This window comes from Terrisporobacter glycolicus ATCC 14880 = DSM 1288 (genome assembly GCF_036812735.1).
Taxonomy (GTDB): domain Bacteria; phylum Bacillota; class Clostridia; order Peptostreptococcales; family Peptostreptococcaceae; genus Terrisporobacter; species Terrisporobacter glycolicus.
Map to the genome: position 1 here is coordinate 3,965,245 of NZ_CP117523.1, position 16,839 is coordinate 3,982,083.

Consider the following 16,839-nt stretch of genomic DNA (forward strand, 5'->3'; position numbering starts at 1 on the left):
TGTTTTAATTCTAAATTTTCTTAAAGCAAATCTTTAAGACTTCTTTTGTGGTTTCATCAACCTTATATGCTTCACTATTTCTAAAATTTCCAACACATAAAATTCCATTGTCATCTTGCAACACTGGAACTTTACCTCTTTCTTCTTTTGGAATTTTTAAATCTATGAATAATTCTTTCAATTTTTTGCTTCCCATAGAAAGTTTTATTTTATCCCCTGACTTTCTACTTCTTACAACTATCCCCCCTTTAATTTTATTACAATCAAACCATTTTAATGATTTATCTCTTTTCAAAGCCTTATACCTATTTATAGGCATCGTTTCAGTTTCAATAATGATATTAGCTTCATTTATTTTGACAAACCCATTTTTAGGTACTTTATAAGAGAATTCTATTTCTTCAAATATAATTTCTTTTGTTGTAAATACCAGTTTATTCTTTTGTCTATAAACAAATAATCCTCTTGGAAGAACTATTTTTTTATCAATCTTATTTTCACATTCTAAGCCTAGAACTTCCTCAATATGCTTTTGGTCTATAAAATTTGTATCTCCTAAAACATATTTTATTCCTAATCTAATAATTCTACTTTTTAATGACTTATGTAAATTTATATATTTATCTAACTTAATTTCTAAATTGTATCCATTTATAAAAGCTAATTGTTTAAATTTCTTAAAAGCTTCTTCTTCTATATAATCATTATCAATTCTTAAGCTATTACTCATTCTTACTATGGATTCTATTATATTAGAATTAAAATTATCCTTCATATATGGTATAAGGTCTAATCTAATTTTATTCCTTGTATATATGTTTTCTAAGTTTGTAGCATCTATTCTTGGATTTAATTTATATTCTTCACAGTAAGCTTCTATTTCAGATCTTTCAATTTCTAAAATAGGCCTAATTATCGCATCATCTCTTATATAATCTATACCTTTTAATCCTTGTAAACCTGTGCCTCTCATCATACGCATTAAGACGGTTTCAGCTTGATCATTCATATTATGAGCTATAGCTATTTTATTTGCATTTAACTTTTCTTTTATTTCAAAGAACATTTCATATCTTAATTTTCTTGCTCCTTCTTCTAAGGACAACTTATTTTCCTTACAATATTGTGGCACATTCATAGATTTAACAAAAAAAGTTATTCCTAAACTTTCACACAATTGAGAAACATATAAAGCATCCTTCTGAGCTTCCATTCCTCTAATCTGATGATTCAGATGTGCTGCATAAACTTCTATATCTATAACATCTCTCAATCTATTCAATATATGTAATAGACAAACTGAATCGGGACCTCCAGAAAGTCCTAACACAATTTTGTCTCCATCTTCGATTAAGTTGTATTTTTTTATCGTACTTAGCGTTTTCTCAAATATCATATTTTATACCTCTATTACAATTAATTTTATCAATAATTAACTTAATTGTCTTACTTATTTGCATCAATTTTTTAATTAATGAAATTCTTAACTACTAGTACTATTTTCTATAAAAAAACTTCAAATCCTTGTTTATATTTATCCTATTTTTTAAGAATATTTTTTAAACACTATAGTTATAATGATAACAAATAAATGAAACAAAAGGTAGTATTTTAACTACCTTTAATTTTATTCCATTAAAAATATTTATTTTTTAACCTTATTTATTGATAAATATTTATTTTTATTTTATTACGACCCTTGAACATATCTATTATTTCTATATTATAATCTATATCAATGATAATATTTTCTTGTTTTTTAACATTTAAATTCGTAGTTTTTGTTTGTACAACAAACATACCCTGTTGTGTTGCATAATTAGAGTTAATTGTTTGATCTTTTTTAAAAAGCATAGTTGAATTTATTTCCCCAAATCTTTTTATTGTTACCTTATCACTTTCAATTTTAATAGATGTTGTCGTTTCTTTGCCATCTTCTTTTTCCTTGTAAACTACATAGGTATTATCTTTTTTTTCATATAAAGTACCTGTAGCCTTTACTTTTATGTCATTTCTTTCTCCATATTCATTATATTGAATCGTATGGATATTAATTTTAACTTCCAATACATTGCCTCCTTCTAAATATGGCTTTTTTAAGTAAAGCATTTCGTTTTATATTTTACTATCTAAATGATAATTATAATTTATTTCACAAAAAAAATAAAGGAGTAAAAACTCCTTTATTTTTTATTTAAAATTCTATATTATTTAGCAAAAACATGATTTCCTATTCTTAAGTAAGGATTTAATGTATTTATCCAATTACATGTAGATATATCTGGGTTCCAGAAATATATTGCATTATTGGTTGGGTCACTTCCATATAGAGCTTCCTGAGCAGCTCTATATGTAGAACTTGTTGGCTCTGCATAAATAGTCCCATTTTTCACTACAGAAAATGCATTTTTTTGATATATAACACCTTCTAATGAATCTGGAAACCTAGAGTCCTTTACTCTATTAATTACAACTGCTGCTACAGCAACTTGTCCTTCATAACTTTCTCCTCTAGCTTCTCCTGCTATCAATTTTGATAATAACATTATTTGTTCATCATTAAGATTTATAACTGCTTCTTTCTTTTCATCTTGTTCTTGTACTTGCCTAAAACAATTTTCTGTTTTACTGTCTAAATAATAATATTCTAGTGCATATATTTGTTTTATAGATACAAATACATTGCCTAAAACTAATAGTGATACTATAAGTGTTTTATAGCACCTATCCATAGTTAAAGTCACTCCTTTTTTGTCTTATTCTTGATTTAAAATAAATTTTGAAATACCTCTGCTATTTTAAATTTAAATTTTAAATCAGTTACTTTAGTTTGATTTTTTGCCATTATTAAATCATATTCTTGTGGTGTTAGTATTTCTTTTAGCTTCTCATCAGTTTTTTCATCTATTACTCCATTTTGTTCATCTACAAAGCAAAGAGGAGGAAACATTACACACCACCAGTTTTTCCCTTTACCTTCTCCTATTATAATTTTTAAAGCTTTATATTTACCTGCTGGTAAAACTACACTTGAATATTGTTTAGCCGGAAAATCACTATATTGCAAACCAATTTTAACACTATAGTCATATCCATTTTTAGAAATAATCTTCTTACTTATTTTTTTTAAGTTATCATATTCATTTTTTATAATTACTTCACTTTCTTCTATTGATTTAGAATTTTCAAGTTTTGGTTGCAAATACGCTATAACTGCATCTCTAACCTTTAGTTTTAATTCTTGATCTTCATCTGTATCACTATTAGCTATAACGTGAAATCTTATTAATTTCTCCTTATAATCATAGCTACATGCTTCTATTTTAGTTATTTCTTTTGATATTACTAAAGTAGTTAATAATAATATGGTAATTAAAATACTAAACAGTATATATATTCTTTTTTTTATATTTTTCACTTTCATAATAATCCCCCTCAAAAATTAATTCATATTTTGAGTGTATCCATTTATTATTTTTTTATACAGAAATTTGCTTTACAACATATGCAATAAATCATTTTAATATCTATTTTTTCCAACAATAAAAATTTATTTTATATAGTGACTTTAATTAAATTAGTCATTTCAAATTATGTACTGTAAGCAATAAAAAAAGAAGGCTAAGCCTTCTTTAAAATATGATTCCCATTTTTATTTAATTATTTACTGTGTTCTCCATAAAAAATTGCTCTGCCAGTTCTATATGTTCTGTTGCATACTTTTTAGCTAATTCAGAATCACCTGATTTGATTGCTTCTAATATTCTATTATGTTCATCTACTAGGCTTAATGATGCCTCATAGTTTGATACATACGTCACTCTGAATCTATGCACTTGTTCCCATAAAGAAGTTATTAAGTGATATAGTTTTTTATTATTTGCCATTAAAAATATCTTCTCATGAAACTCTACATCTTTTTTTAATACATTGTCTATGTCAGTTTCTCTTACACTTTTTTCAAATTCTTTTGCAACTCTTTCCAACTCAACAATGTCTTCATCTCTCAGTCTCTCTGATGCTAAAGATGCTGCTAATCCTTCTAAGCTTGCTCTTATTTCTAATACGTCTATTAAATCTTTAAATGACATATTAGCAACATAAGCACCCTTTCTTGGTAGCATTACTACTAGACCTTCAAGTTCTAATTTCCTAATAGCTTCTCTTATTGGAGTTCTACTTACCCCTAATTGTTCCGCCAGTTGCACTTCCATAAGTCTTTGACCTGCTTTTAAATTACCTTCTAAGATAGCTGTTCTTAGATTTTCAAATACTACATCTCTTAATGGCTTATAATTATCTAGATTTAATTTTGTTAAACTATCCATTTATTTCAACCCCCTTTTTATGGCTTTTAACTAGATATACTTGTTTAAAGTTTTCTAGTAAAATTTTTTTACATTTTTCTGCATCTTCTTCGTTGTTATATAATCCAAAAACTGTTGGTCCACTTCCACTCATCATAGCTCCTAATGCCCTATTATTTATCATAATTTCCTCTATCTCATTAATAACAGGATATTTTTCCTTAGTAACGGATTCTAAGACATTATACATATTCTTTGATAATAGCTCTATGTTATTTTCTTTTAATAGCCTCATTAATAATTTATTATCCGGCCTTTTTTTAATAATTTTAGAATCTATAGCCTCATATACTTCTTTTGTAGACACAAATAATTCTGGTTTACACACCAAAATAAATGCATCCTGAGATAAACCATCTATATTTGTTAATTTTTCTCCAATATTTTCTGCCAATGATGCTTCTCCTTCAATACAAAAAGGCACATCAGCCCCTAGTTGTAAACCTATTCCCTTAAGTTCATTTTTACTTAAGTTAAGATCCCATAACTTATTCAATCCAACTAAAACTGCGGCCGCATTACTACTTCCACCTGCCATACCGGCAGCAACAGGTATATTTTTATCTATGTAAATTTTTATACCTCTTTTTATATTGAATTCTTGTTTTATTAAACTAGCCGCTTTATGCATTATATTACTACTATCCATGGGTATATCTTTACTATTACTATTTATTATTATTGTATCTTCATCTAGTGAAAAAATCTTTATAATATCAAATAAATCAATAGTTTGCATTATCATTTCAACTAAATGATATCCATCTTGTCTCTTTCCTAATACATCTATAGATAAATTAATTTTCGCTCTACTTTTCAGTTCTATAGAATTCATTTCATCCTCCTTGTATGTGGTTGCATTTAGTATAATGGATTCTCGAATTATAATTATTATACTACAAAAACAAAATAATAGGGGTTTTATCCCCTATTATTTTACTACTTTTGTTAGTTTACTAATCTATCGTTGTAACTTTTTTTTGTAAAATTAAGCATTTTCCTTGCTTAATTGGTTCCTCTACCTTAATTTCATTTACATCTGCTATTTCTTCTTCTGTTGTATTATATTTTTTGGCTATATCCCAAAGATTGTCACCTTCTTTACAAATGTATACTATTATACTAGGAGCTGTTGAAAGGTCATAATCACCTTGGTCTTCACCTTTTATGATAAAGCTTTCTGATTTCTTATCTATAGCTTCTGTGAATCTTTTCACCTTTATTACTAAATCTATCTCATCTCTATTTAAATCTGCTTCAACTTTATCTATACAGACTGTATTAAATATTGAGCAAGTATCACTTAAATTTTCAATAACAGCATCATTTTCAAAAGGAATTTCTTCTGATAACTTATAAATCATTTTCTCTCCTTCAACAGGAACAAATAATATTACCACTTTTATTATTCCTTGAATTATGCTTTTATTTCCTTCTACATAAGCATTCTCTATAGATATTGATGGACACACACTTACTATATCCTTCACTTGGATACTATCATCACCTATACTTAAAGTGTCTCTAACTGTAAATGTTTCCGACATAGAACATAATGCTTTGTTTAAATTTATTAGTCTATGATCAAATTTTACAATTTTTTGTGGAGAATATGCGTCCTGTAATACTTCTCTAGTTACTTCATCAGTAACTTTTACCTTACAGCATACTGTGCATTCTATTTCTAGCATACCTGTATTACTTTCACTATTTTCTTTGAAATTATAATTAAAATCGCCTATACTTAATAAAGTTTCTTCTCTCATTCCGTCAAAAGCTCCTGGAACTTCAATAAATTGTGTAAAATCAATACCTACCTTATCTAATTCTACAATATCACCTTCAGAAGTACATGCTAGAGGACTGATTTCTAAAACACCACCTATTATAACTTTATTGTCTGCTATTCTACTTTCCTTAACTTTTACCACAGGCGTAATATTTATTATTGCAGACACTTCTTCTGAGCTTATAGCTATAGTGTCTCTTATTACACTTTCAGTTTTTTCTATTCCTATAATGTCTTGATATACTATCTCTTTTCTATGTTTTTGAATGCATTCAACTTGAGAAACATCTTTTACAATATCTAGTCTTTGTTTTTCAAATAAACTACCTTTAATATTCATAAGAGCTCCTACTCTTATTTTTCTTTCATTCAAAATTGTACAATCAACATGTTCTACCTCTGGATATAGCATGTACTCCATATCTTGAACTATATTATCTTTTTCTACAACCTCATTTATGTCTATTTTTCCGCAAACATTAGATAAAGTACTTTTATCATCTGCTATATACATAACATTGTAATTAAAACTTCCTCTACATACAAGTTTTCCATCTGATACCTCAATTTTACTCAATGCTATGTACCCTTGAGTATCAACGATTTCATAAACGTCTGACTTAACATCTGGCACTACAGCTTCCGATTCAATAAATGTTTGATACTTCCCAAAGTCAACTCTGCTATCTATTTTGATTATATCCTTAATTAATTCCATATTTGTCCCTCCTAAATATAAATAAACTATCACACTATATTTATATTTAAGAGGACAAAAAAAAATTACACCTAATTTAATAGGTATAATTTAACTTACGCTTAATTTATCTTCTTCTATTTTACTATCTTTAAAAACTTGTAATTTTACATTTTCTGTTAACAGATCAGAGTAACTATAAGATACTCTTTGATATCCACTTCCGCTTGCTTCTAGCTTCACTATAAAGACACTAGGATAAACATTTTCTAGTATTCCCCTTTTGGTTGTAATCTGCTTTCTTCCCTTATTTGCTTTCAATATTATTTTTTTACCTAGATGTTTTTCCAAATTCAGTCTAATGTTATCTAAAGTTTGAACAGTAGCCATAATATCACCCTCTTTTAGTTTCTATGTTTACATAATATCATAAAAAAAGGTCTTTGTCAAATGTTTTAACTAATTATTTTATATATTTTCAAAGCAATTGTCAATAGTATTTTTAAAGAATACAGTATAATTTTATAAAAATATATTTTTAATATAAAATTATATTAATCTAGGCATTGCCCATCTAAATTTTCCCCTCGTTTCAGAACCCCCTATACCTTTATATCCTGTTATTGTTTGTTCTATTACTTCTTCTATTGGTACTACCATATCAATTCTTGAACAAGCAATTTTTTCAACAATAAATACAGGATCAAGGGCATGTATCATTATTCTTCCTGGAGAACTAGCGTAGTTTGCTCCCGCTCTTATTATCTGCTCAAAATTAGATTGGCATGCACCTGCAAAAATAACTAGACCATCAAAATCAGGTTGCCATTTTCTAGCTTCTCTAACACACTTTATAAAGTTATAAGAATTTCTATAGTTATTTATATCTTTTAAATTCCCCTTTTTAGACGTTATAGCATCATGTCCTGTTATAACCAATATATCTGGTTTATGTTTTTCTAAAAGAGCTCTCACTTCTTTATGCTGGTTTGCTTCTGGTATAGCTACCCCAACAGCTGGTATTCCTAATTCAGTATAAACATCTAAACATATTTTTAAATATTCTTTGTCTCCGTCTATTTGGAGCACCTTTCCCGGAATCCCATATACATTACTACTAGACTGAAGTTTAGGCGCTCCCCTATACAAATTTTGCCTTTCCCTTGCATTAACTACTGATCTATATAATAAACTTTGAACATTTTTATCTATCAGAATCCCCCTAGTGTCACTTTCTTCCACCAATTCTAAATCATCCAAATATGCATCTGCCATTAATCTAAAAGCCACACCTTTTAATATGGCAATTTTTTTATTTTTTTCGTCCTTAGAAAATCCTACTATTTTAAATATAATATCTCTGTTATAAGATTTTCTAACTACTATATCTCCCTCTTTCATAGTTGTCCTCCTTAACATATGGTTTTAATTTATAGTATGTTTTAGAGGATATTTTGTTCATATGTTGATAAAAAACATATTTTGTTAAATATAATCAATGTACTAGATTAATATGTTCCAATATATATATAATTTCTAATATATAATATATTTAAGGAAGTATTTTTGTGTCTATAAAAAAAGGGGGCTTTATTACATATGAAAATATTTATTTTATCCTGCGGTGTATTTGAACCAGAACTAAATAAAATTTTAGAAGATATAAAAAAGGAAAAATTATTTAAAGAAGACATTTATGTGAGATATCTACCATTCGGACTTCATACTAACCTGGATAAGTTAAAAAGTGTAATTACTAGTAATTTAGATAGCATACAGTCAGATAAGATAGTTTTACTTTATGGAAGTAAGTGTCATTATATGTTTCACGAGTTTCTAAAAGACTACAACAATTTAATTACCTTTAAAGATTCCAATTGTATGGAGTTAATAATTGGAAATGAAAGAAAAAATGATGATGATAATTTATACATAACACCAGGATGGGTTCTTAAATTTGATGAGCTAAATAAATTTATGAATGCCGTAGATACTTATGATATCAGGCAACAGTATGGCCAGTACGATAATGTCATAATAGGTGATACAGGTGTATGTGAATTTACGGATGATATAATATTTGATTTATTTGAAAAAATTCAAGTACCTATAGAAACACAAAAAATAGATATTAATAATTTTAAAAATAAAATAATTGATTCTATAAAAAGAGCTATAAATAGCTGATTTAAATCAGCTATTTATAGCTCTTTAATTTATATATTTAAAATTTATATTACTCTTCTTCCATTTACAAAAGTTTTATAGTAATGACCACTTGCCATACTTGATATTACAACCTTGCCTTTAGTTGATGATGCATGGATGAATTTTTTGTTACCTATATAGATGCCCGCATGAGATACTCGTCCTTTTCCTGTTGTAGCAAAAAATACTAAATCACCTTTTTTCAAATTTTTTCTACTTACATATTTTCCTTGTTTACTTTGTGTTGTTGAAGTTCTTGATATACTTTTGCCCGTAGTCTTTTTTATAACATAGTATGTAAATCCAGAACAATCAAATGTAGATGGGCCTGACTTTCCCCAAACATATTTTTTACCTAATTGTTTTTTTGCAAAACTTACAACTTTCGTTGACTTACTACTTTTTGAAGCTGCATCTATTTGAGTTGGTGTTGCTAACACCGGCATAATCATTGTAACAAGTAATAATAAAGCTATTAATTTTCTCTTAAAATTCTTCATATTATTCTATATATAGTATTTAAACTATATTTATTCAACCCCCCTAATCTGATACAATTTAAATTGTAATCTTTTTGTAATAACTATATATATATTGTTACATTTTTGTAACTACTTTGCAAGAGTTTTTTCCCATATTTTTGAATAAATATAGTTTCTTTTTTTGTAACAAAAAAGACTACCTCATTAAAAGGTAGCCTAAATTATTTATTTTCCACAACATTTTTTGTATTTCTTTCCACTTCCACATGGGCATGGATCATTTCTTCCAACTCTATTTTCTTTAACAACAGTCTTAGTTTTTTTGTATGCTTTTTCTATTTCTTTTCTTTTTTCTGCTGATAATATTTCTTCCCAGCCTGGTAGAGTATATAGCCATTCAGCCTCTACATTTAACATGTTGAAGTATAATTTTTCGAAATCCACTTTTAAAGATATTTCAGAATCAGCTTCTATTTCTTCTAAAACTATATCTTCTTTTAAACTTTCACTTATTCCATCTATGAATCCCATAAAGTATTCAACAGAAGTATCGTGAGATGCAGCCAAGTCAGCAACCTTTCCTTCTATAACTTCTATTTTTTTATTTAATAATTCATTGTATATTCCAGCTTCTACTTTTAAGTATTCTTCCCAAAATTTCACTTCCGCTTCTTGAGTTTCAAGATTTTCACTTAAAGCTCTCCATTCAGTTAATAAACTCATATTAATGCTCCTCCTAAATTTAATTTAAAATCATCCTTATTTAACTATACTATTATATCACAATTAAATAGTTCTTTTAATACCTTTATGGCATAGTCTTGATCTATAAAATATGGGCTAGTAGCTATAGTTATAACTTTTGTCCCTTGTATTAATTCTTTAATTTTATTTAATCTAAAATCATAAGGTATATAGTCCATATCTTTTGAAAATATATCTAAATCTATGTCTAGTACATATTCTCCATCAATTTTAGCATCAAAGCCATAAGAACTGTCAATTATTATAACTTGTGAGAAGATTTCTTTCTTCAATGCAGGTTGAATAAAGTTCCCTACGTTTAATACTTCATTAGTATACATAAAGACATCATTCAAACTGTCTATATCCACATTATAATGATTAGGCTCTCTCATATCTTTATGTTGATCCACATGAACTAATTTACAACCTTTATTAAATTCTTTATTTTTTAAACTTTTTATCCAAAAATAAAATGCATGATTGTGATTGTCAAAAATATATATAATTTTATCTTCAAATTTATATTTTACCAAGTTTTTAAGACCTATAGCTTTTATTTCCTTATCTTCATCAATTTCATTAAAAACTATATTGTCTCCAAACTTCACATCCTCTAAGTCACCTTCAATTAACTTTGGTACAAAAATTTTTTTATTTTCTCTTTCTTCATAAGAAAAAATATTATTTCCATAAGGTTTATCAATATAAAACCCTTTGTATATTTCCATTGTATCTCCTTATTACTTACACATAATTTCTTTACAATTAAAAAGTTTATAATTAATTAGTATGCAAATATATTCCATGGGTATTCTTTTGGCACATCACATACAAATTCCATTTTTTCTTTTGTTGTTGGATGTTGTATTTCTATTTTATAAGACCATAAAGCAATTTGCTGTCCAACTTTATTTAAATGCTGACCGTATCTTTGGTCTCCAAATAAAGGATGTTTTCTACTTGCAAACTGCACTCTTATTTGATGTGGTCTTCCTGTTTGTAAATCTATTTGTATAAGGCTAAATCCCTTTTGAGAATCTAACGTTTCATATGAAAGTCTAGCGTCTTTAGCTTCTTTTGTATTTTTACTAACTACACTAACCATATTAGTTTTTTTATTTTTATATAAATAGTCTAGAAGATTATCTGACTTTTTATTCATATTACCATGTATAACAGCTCTATATGTCTTTTTAAAAGATTTATTTCTTACTTGTTCTGATAGTCTAGAGGCAGCCTTAGAAGTCTTTGTAAATACCATACAACCTCCTACAGGCCTATCTAGTCTATGTACAAGCCCCACAAACACATTTCCTGGCTTATTATATTTTTCCTTAAGGTGTTTCTTTAGAAGATTTACCATGTCATCATCATTAGTATTATCTCCTTGAGATAGTATATTAACAGGCTTTTCTACTACTAATAAATGATTATCTTCATATATAACCTTAACCATTACTATTTACTCTCCCATCTTCCAAATATACCACATGGAAGAACTTTTCCGTCTCTTGATGTTGGTATTCCTATTTCTCCAGCATATATATTTCCACCTTTAGCTTTTCTAGCAACTGTAGCATCTAATATGTGTTCAAGAATTATTGGAGATAAACCAGTTGTATAAGAGTTTATTAAGAAGAATAAAGGATCATCTGATAATACTTTTGTACATAAATCAACTAAACCATATAATTTTTCTTCTATTTGCCAAACCTCTCCCTTTGGTCCTCTTCCATATGAAGGTGGATCCATTATTATAGCGTCGTACTTATTTCCTCTTCTTATTTCTCTTTCAACAAATTTAACAACATCATCAACTATAAATCTTACCTTTCTATCTCCAAGACCTGATGTTTGTAAGTTTTCTTTTGCCCAAGTCACCATACCTTTAGATGCATCTACGTGGCAAACTTCCGCTCCTGCTGCTGCACATGCTACTGTTGCTCCTCCAGTATAGGCAAATAAATTAAGTACTTTTATTGGTCTATTTGATTTTTTTATCATTTCCATTTGCCAATCCCAATTCGCCGCTTGTTCTGGGAATAAACCTGTATGTTTAAATCCAGTAGGGCTTATATTAAATTTAAGACCTTTATAATTTACAGTCCATTTTTGTGGGTACTTCTTTTTAGTTTCCCAATGTCCTCCACCTTTTGCACTTCTGTGGTAATGACCGTGAGGATTCTTCCATAAACCACTTTCATTTCTGATAGGCCACATAACTTGAGGATCTGGTCTTCTAAGCACTACTTCTCCCCAACGTTCTAATTTTTCTCCGTTACCCATATCTATAAGTTCATAATCTTTCCATTTATCTGCTAATAATAACATATGTATCCTCCTAAATATCTTACTAATCCTATGTATTATATCACACTAATTAATTTTATTTTAGGTATTTTAGTCAGTTTATATACTTTATTTAATTTGATAATTCCAATATTTATAGCCTTTTATATCTATCTATTATTATTTGATTTTAATTTGCATATAAATTACTAATGTAAATTATTTGTCTAGGAGGAATTGAATATGAATAACACCCAAGTTAATAATGCATGTCTTTTTAATACTTTATATATTCAGTATGTTGAAGACATAGGACAAAATGAGTATTTTTATTATGACTTGAAATATCCTGTCATTTATAATGTTAAAAATGGTTATTTTCAAGTAAATGAAGATATCTTAAAAAACCTAAATGAAACCATAAGATCTTCGGTTTATACATTTAAAGAGGGGGTTTTTGAAGAAGAACAGCAAATTAATGCAGCTAATCCTGATGGTAGTAAAGCAAAAATAAATTATAAAGTTTATTCTAATTATGACATTACATTTAATAAAAATCATGTGATTAGCTTAACTTTACATCTAACAGCTATGGATAATGCTAATCTACAGTATAATGAATTATATAGCTATAACATAGATTTATTAACAGGAAACCAAATTTTACTTAAAGACATTTTTAGACCTGGTGTGGATTATTTAAAACTTGTTTCTGATTTTATAAATTTTAAAATTAGTGAAAATCCAAATTATTATTATCCAAATATTGTTGTAGACATTCCAGAAGCTCAATCTTTCTATTTAACAGACCAAGGTATAGTAATTTACTTTGGTTTAGATGAAGTATCTCCTGCAGCAAACGGCATACAAAAGTTTTTAATGGAATTTACAAATTTTGAATCATATATAAATCCTCGTTTCTACTGCAATGCAAAAAATATGAATTATAATAGAAAAAATAGGAGACCACAGCATAATAGAATGCATTATTAAAATTATTAATAACAAAAATGCTGATTAATTCACATTAATCAGCATTTTTGTTGATAACTATTCCGCTATATTATAAACTTTTAATTCATTGTTGTTGATATGTTTTTTATTTACTTTAACTAATGCTTTTAGTGTATCTAAAGATGTCATTACATCCACATTATACTCTGTAGCTGTTCTTCTTATTTTAAATCCATCTCTTGTTGCATCGTTACCTTTTGTAGGAGTGTTTATAACCATATCTACTTGATTATTCATTATTGCATCTAGTATATTTGGTTTTCCTTCTCCTATTTTGTTTACTGTTATTGCATTTATATCGTTGTTTATTAACATTTTAGCTGTTCCTTCAGTTGCTAAGAAAGTATATCCTAATTCTTTCATGTCTTTTGCTATTTCCATAAACTCTTCTTTATCATGATCGTTTATAGTTGCAAGAACCATTCCTCTATCATCCGATATAGTCCTTCCTGCTGCCATAAATCCTTTATATAAAGCTTCTTCTAATGTTTCTCCTACTCCTAAAACTTCTCCTGTAGATTTCATTTCAGGCCCTAGACTTACGTCTACTCTAGCAAGTTTTGACATAGAGAATACTGGAACTTTTACAGATATTAATTCTGGAGTTTTGTATATTCCTGTACCATATCCTAAATCTTTTAGTTTTTCTCCTAACATACATTTTGTAGCTAAGTCAATTATTGGCACCTTGCTCACTTTACTGATGTATGGAACTGTTCTACTTGCTCTTGGGTTAACCTCTATTATATATAATTCGCCCTTGAACTCTATAAACTGGATGTTTACCATCCCTAATACATTAAGTTCTAACGCTATTTTCTTAGTATAATCTAATATCTTTTCTTTTATTTGCTCAGATACATTTTGGCTTGGGTACATTGTTATAGAGTCTCCGGAGTGAACTCCTGCTCTTTCTAAGTGTTCCATTATACCTGGTATTAATATATCTTCTCCATCACATATAGCATCTACTTCTATTTCTCTACCTACTAGATATTTATCTATAAGTACTGGGTTTTTGCTATCTCTTTCAAATGCACTTTTTAAATATGATTCTAACTTATGCTCTTCATAAGTTATCTCCATACCTTGACCACCAAGTACATAAGAAGGTCTAACAAGCACTGGGTATCCTATTTCTTTTGCATGATTTATTCCTTCTTCAATAGACCACACAGCTATTCCCTTTGGTCTATTTATATCAAGCTTTTCAAGAAGTTCATCAAATTTTTCTCTATCCTCTGCTGCATCTATATCTGCAAAGTCAGTTCCTAGTATTGGTATATTTTTTTCGTTTAAAAACTTAGCTAATTTTATAGCTGTTTGTCCTCCGAATTGAAGAATAACACCTTCTGGATTTTCTTTTTCTATTATATTTAGCACTTCTTCTTCTGTTAATGGTTCGAAGTATAACTTATCAGATATATCGAAGTCTGTACTTACTGTTTCTGGATTGTTATTTATTATTATTGTCTCTATTCCCATGTTTCTTAATGATTTTATACAGTGTACTGAACAGTAATCGAACTCTATACCTTGACCTATTCTTATTGGTCCAGAACCAAGAACTATTATTTTTTTCTTATCACTAACTACTACTTCATCATATTGCTCATAAGTTGAGTAGTAATATGGAGATAGTGCATCAAATTCTCCACCACATGTATCAACCATTTTGTAAGCTGGTTTTATATTGTATAAAGATCTAAGTTCATATACTTTTTCTGGGCTTATTTTCATTAAGTCAGCTATACCTTTATCTGAGAATCCTTTTTTCTTTAGTTTTTGTAAATAGTCTTTGTTTAAATCTTCTATTCTCATATTTTTAAGTTTATCTTCTTGTTCAACTATCCATTTGAATCTATATAAGAACCACTTATCTACACCAGTTATTTTTTCTATCATATCTAAGCTGTAACCTCTTCTAATCATTTCACATAAGTCAAATAATCTTTCATCATCTGGCATTACAACTCTTTCTTTTAACTCTTCTATTGTTCTGTCTTGAGATGGTTTATGAATTAATGAGTATTTTCCTATTTCAAGAGATCTTATTCCCTTTAGTAAAGCAGCTTCAAAATTGCTTCCTATACTCATTATTTCTCCTGTAGCCATCATCTTAGTTCCTAGCACTCTGTTAGCTTGCTTGAACTTATCAAAAGGCCATTTTGGTATTTTTACTACAACATAGTCTAGTGTTGGTTCAAAACAAGCTTTAGTTTTCTTAGTTACTGCATTTTCTATTTCATCTAATGTATATCCAAGTGCTATTTTAGCTGCAACTTTTGCTATTGGATAACCAGTAGCTTTTGATGCAAGTGCTGACGATCTACTAACACGAGGGTTTATTTCTATTATTGCATATTCTAATCTATCTGGATGAAGGGCTATTTGTACGTTACATCCACCTTGTACTTCTATGGCATTTATTATGTCTATAGAAGCTGTTCTAAGTAATTGATATTCCACATCACTTAAAGTTTGGCTAGGTGCCACAACTATACTATCTCCTGTGTGAACTCCAACTGGGTCAACATTTTCCATATTACATACAGTTATACAGTTCCCTTTACTATCTCTCATTACCTCGTATTCAATTTCTTTCCATCCTTTTATACTTTTTTCTAAAAGAACTTGAGTGACTGGGCTTAATTGTAAACCATGGTTTAATATTTCCGTTAATTCTTCTCTATTTTCAGCTATACCTCCACCAGTTCCTCCTAGTGTATAAGCTGGTCTAACTATTACTGGATATCCTATTTTATCTGCATATATAAGACCATCTTCTAAGTTAGTAACTATATCACTTTCTATTACTGGTTGGTCGATTTCTCTCATTGTTTCTCTGAAAGTATCTCTGTCTTCACCTTTTTTTATTGACTCTATTGATGTTCCTATTACTTTTACATTGTATTTATCTAATATACCAGCATCACTTAATTCAACAGCTAAGTTTAATCCTGTTTGACCACCCATACCTGCAAGTAAGCTATCTGGTCTTTCTTTTTCTATTACTTTTTCTATTGCTTCTATTGTTAATGGTTCTATATATATTTTATCTGCAACTTCTTTATCCGTCATAATAGTTGCTGGGTTACTATTTATAAGTACAACTTCTATTCCTTCTTCTTTTAAAGCTCCGCAAGCTTGAGTTCCTGAATAATCAAACTCTGCTGCTTGACCTATAATTATAGGTCCTGAACCTAATACTAATGTTTTTTTAATACTATCTATTTTAGGCATAAT

The 16,839-nt window shown here is 28.3% G+C and carries 17 protein-coding genes; 2 read left to right on the plus strand and 15 right to left on the minus strand.

Features of this window, described 5'->3' with window-relative positions; genetic code table 11:
* Nucleotides 1-10: 10 nt before the first annotated feature.
* The 9 genes from tilS to yabG form a co-directional block, all read right to left on the minus strand.
* Complete coding sequence (gene tilS / locus TEGL_RS19290; protein WP_018590152.1) at nucleotides 11-1,396, minus strand: tRNA lysidine(34) synthetase TilS; 1,386 nt, start codon at nucleotides 1,394-1,396, stop codon at nucleotides 11-13.
* 266 nt (nucleotides 1,397-1,662) lie between these two features.
* On the minus strand, nucleotides 1,663-2,067 hold the full coding sequence (locus TEGL_RS19295) for a DUF1934 domain-containing protein (protein ID WP_018590151.1): 405 nt from the start codon (nucleotides 2,065-2,067) through the stop codon (nucleotides 1,663-1,665).
* Between the two features lie 140 nt (nucleotides 2,068-2,207).
* A complete protein-coding gene (locus TEGL_RS19300; RefSeq protein ID WP_018590150.1) occupies nucleotides 2,208-2,732 on the minus strand; it encodes a cell wall hydrolase in 525 nt (174 codons plus the stop codon).
* A 35-nt stretch (nucleotides 2,733-2,767) separates the two neighbouring features.
* On the minus strand, nucleotides 2,768-3,424 hold the full coding sequence (spoIIR, locus tag TEGL_RS19305) for a stage II sporulation protein R (RefSeq protein ID WP_018590149.1): 657 nt from the start codon (nucleotides 3,422-3,424) through the stop codon (nucleotides 2,768-2,770).
* Nucleotides 3,425-3,656: 232 nt separating this feature from the next.
* On the minus strand, nucleotides 3,657-4,328 hold the full coding sequence (locus tag TEGL_RS19310) for a GntR family transcriptional regulator (RefSeq protein ID WP_018590148.1): 672 nt from the start codon (nucleotides 4,326-4,328) through the stop codon (nucleotides 3,657-3,659).
* A complete protein-coding gene (ispE, locus tag TEGL_RS19315) occupies nucleotides 4,321-5,202 on the minus strand; it encodes a 4-(cytidine 5'-diphospho)-2-C-methyl-D-erythritol kinase (RefSeq protein WP_018590147.1) in 882 nt (293 codons plus the stop codon). Before ispE ends, TEGL_RS19310 begins: the two co-directional genes overlap by 8 nt.
* A gap of 121 nt (nucleotides 5,203-5,323) precedes the next feature.
* On the minus strand, nucleotides 5,324-6,874 hold the full coding sequence (locus TEGL_RS19320; protein ID WP_018590146.1) for a DUF3794 and LysM peptidoglycan-binding domain-containing protein: 1,551 nt from the start codon (nucleotides 6,872-6,874) through the stop codon (nucleotides 5,324-5,326).
* 90 nt (nucleotides 6,875-6,964) lie between these two features.
* Entirely contained in the window at nucleotides 6,965-7,243 is a 279-nt protein-coding gene (locus TEGL_RS19325) for a Veg family protein (RefSeq protein ID WP_018590145.1), read from the minus strand.
* Between the two features lie 159 nt (nucleotides 7,244-7,402).
* Nucleotides 7,403-8,254, minus strand: a complete 852-nt coding sequence (gene yabG / locus TEGL_RS19330) for a sporulation peptidase YabG (protein ID WP_018590144.1) — start codon at nucleotides 8,252-8,254, stop codon at nucleotides 7,403-7,405.
* A 198-nt stretch (nucleotides 8,255-8,452) separates the two neighbouring features.
* On the opposite strand from yabG, the gene TEGL_RS19335 reads away from it, so the two are divergent.
* Nucleotides 8,453-9,040 carry a DUF1638 domain-containing protein gene (locus TEGL_RS19335; RefSeq protein ID WP_018590143.1) on the plus strand — a complete coding sequence of 196 codons (588 nt, stop codon included), beginning with the start codon at nucleotides 8,453-8,455 and terminating at the stop codon, nucleotides 9,038-9,040.
* Nucleotides 9,041-9,084: 44 nt separating this feature from the next.
* On the opposite strand, the gene TEGL_RS19340 is transcribed toward TEGL_RS19335, so the two are convergent.
* From TEGL_RS19340 to TEGL_RS19360, 5 genes are all read right to left on the minus strand, one after another.
* Nucleotides 9,085-9,561: a C40 family peptidase gene (locus TEGL_RS19340; protein WP_081617860.1), complete on the minus strand. Its 477-nt coding sequence runs from the start codon at nucleotides 9,559-9,561 to the stop codon at nucleotides 9,085-9,087.
* A gap of 207 nt (nucleotides 9,562-9,768) precedes the next feature.
* Complete coding sequence (locus TEGL_RS19345) at nucleotides 9,769-10,266, minus strand: SEC-C metal-binding domain-containing protein (RefSeq protein WP_018590141.1); 498 nt, start codon at nucleotides 10,264-10,266, stop codon at nucleotides 9,769-9,771.
* Nucleotides 10,267-10,310: 44 nt separating this feature from the next.
* A complete protein-coding gene (locus TEGL_RS19350; protein WP_018590140.1) occupies nucleotides 10,311-11,018 on the minus strand; it encodes a UPF0489 family protein in 708 nt (235 codons plus the stop codon).
* A gap of 56 nt (nucleotides 11,019-11,074) precedes the next feature.
* Complete coding sequence (locus TEGL_RS19355) at nucleotides 11,075-11,746, minus strand: RluA family pseudouridine synthase (RefSeq protein ID WP_018590139.1); 672 nt, start codon at nucleotides 11,744-11,746, stop codon at nucleotides 11,075-11,077.
* 2 nt (nucleotides 11,747-11,748) lie between these two features.
* Complete coding sequence (locus TEGL_RS19360) at nucleotides 11,749-12,621, minus strand: class I SAM-dependent methyltransferase (protein ID WP_018590138.1); 873 nt, start codon at nucleotides 12,619-12,621, stop codon at nucleotides 11,749-11,751.
* Nucleotides 12,622-12,822: 201 nt separating this feature from the next.
* Between TEGL_RS19360 and TEGL_RS19365 the strand changes: the two genes are divergently transcribed.
* Complete coding sequence (locus TEGL_RS19365; RefSeq protein ID WP_018590137.1) at nucleotides 12,823-13,572, plus strand: DUF3298 and DUF4163 domain-containing protein; 750 nt, start codon at nucleotides 12,823-12,825, stop codon at nucleotides 13,570-13,572.
* A gap of 57 nt (nucleotides 13,573-13,629) precedes the next feature.
* On the opposite strand, the gene carB is transcribed toward TEGL_RS19365, so the two are convergent.
* Complete coding sequence (gene carB / locus TEGL_RS19370) at nucleotides 13,630-16,836, minus strand: carbamoyl-phosphate synthase large subunit (protein ID WP_018590136.1); 3,207 nt, start codon at nucleotides 16,834-16,836, stop codon at nucleotides 13,630-13,632.
* Between the last annotated feature and the right edge of the window lie 3 nt (nucleotides 16,837-16,839).

What these genes read in the sequence shown, in the direction of transcription:
- tilS (WP_018590152.1), bottom strand. Translation starts at nt 1,396, where the DNA reads ATGATATTTGAGAAAACGCTAAGTACGATAAAAAAATACAACTTAATC.
- TEGL_RS19300 (WP_018590150.1), bottom strand. Translation starts at nt 2,732, where the DNA reads ATGGATAGGTGCTATAAAACACTTATAGTATCACTATTAGTTTTAGGC.
- spoIIR (WP_018590149.1), bottom strand. Translation starts at nt 3,424, where the DNA reads ATGAAAGTGAAAAATATAAAAAAAAGAATATATATACTGTTTAGTATT.
- TEGL_RS19310 (WP_018590148.1), bottom strand. Translation starts at nt 4,328, where the DNA reads ATGGATAGTTTAACAAAATTAAATCTAGATAATTATAAGCCATTAAGA.
- ispE (WP_018590147.1), bottom strand. Translation starts at nt 5,202, where the DNA reads ATGAATTCTATAGAACTGAAAAGTAGAGCGAAAATTAATTTATCTATA.
- TEGL_RS19320 (WP_018590146.1), bottom strand. Translation starts at nt 6,874, where the DNA reads ATGGAATTAATTAAGGATATAATCAAAATAGATAGCAGAGTTGACTTT.
- TEGL_RS19325 (WP_018590145.1), bottom strand. Translation starts at nt 7,243, where the DNA reads ATGGCTACTGTTCAAACTTTAGATAACATTAGACTGAATTTGGAAAAA.
- yabG (WP_018590144.1), bottom strand. Translation starts at nt 8,254, where the DNA reads ATGAAAGAGGGAGATATAGTAGTTAGAAAATCTTATAACAGAGATATT.
- TEGL_RS19335 (WP_018590143.1), top strand. Translation starts at nt 8,453, where the DNA reads ATGAAAATATTTATTTTATCCTGCGGTGTATTTGAACCAGAACTAAAT.
- TEGL_RS19340 (WP_081617860.1), bottom strand. Translation starts at nt 9,561, where the DNA reads ATGAAGAATTTTAAGAGAAAATTAATAGCTTTATTATTACTTGTTACA.
- TEGL_RS19345 (WP_018590141.1), bottom strand. Translation starts at nt 10,266, where the DNA reads ATGAGTTTATTAACTGAATGGAGAGCTTTAAGTGAAAATCTTGAAACT.
- TEGL_RS19350 (WP_018590140.1), bottom strand. Translation starts at nt 11,018, where the DNA reads ATGGAAATATACAAAGGGTTTTATATTGATAAACCTTATGGAAATAAT.
- TEGL_RS19355 (WP_018590139.1), bottom strand. Translation starts at nt 11,746, where the DNA reads ATGGTTAAGGTTATATATGAAGATAATCATTTATTAGTAGTAGAAAAG.
- TEGL_RS19360 (WP_018590138.1), bottom strand. Translation starts at nt 12,621, where the DNA reads ATGTTATTATTAGCAGATAAATGGAAAGATTATGAACTTATAGATATG.
- TEGL_RS19365 (WP_018590137.1), top strand. Translation starts at nt 12,823, where the DNA reads ATGAATAACACCCAAGTTAATAATGCATGTCTTTTTAATACTTTATAT.
- carB (WP_018590136.1), bottom strand. Translation starts at nt 16,836, where the DNA reads ATGCCTAAAATAGATAGTATTAAAAAAACATTAGTATTAGGTTCAGGA.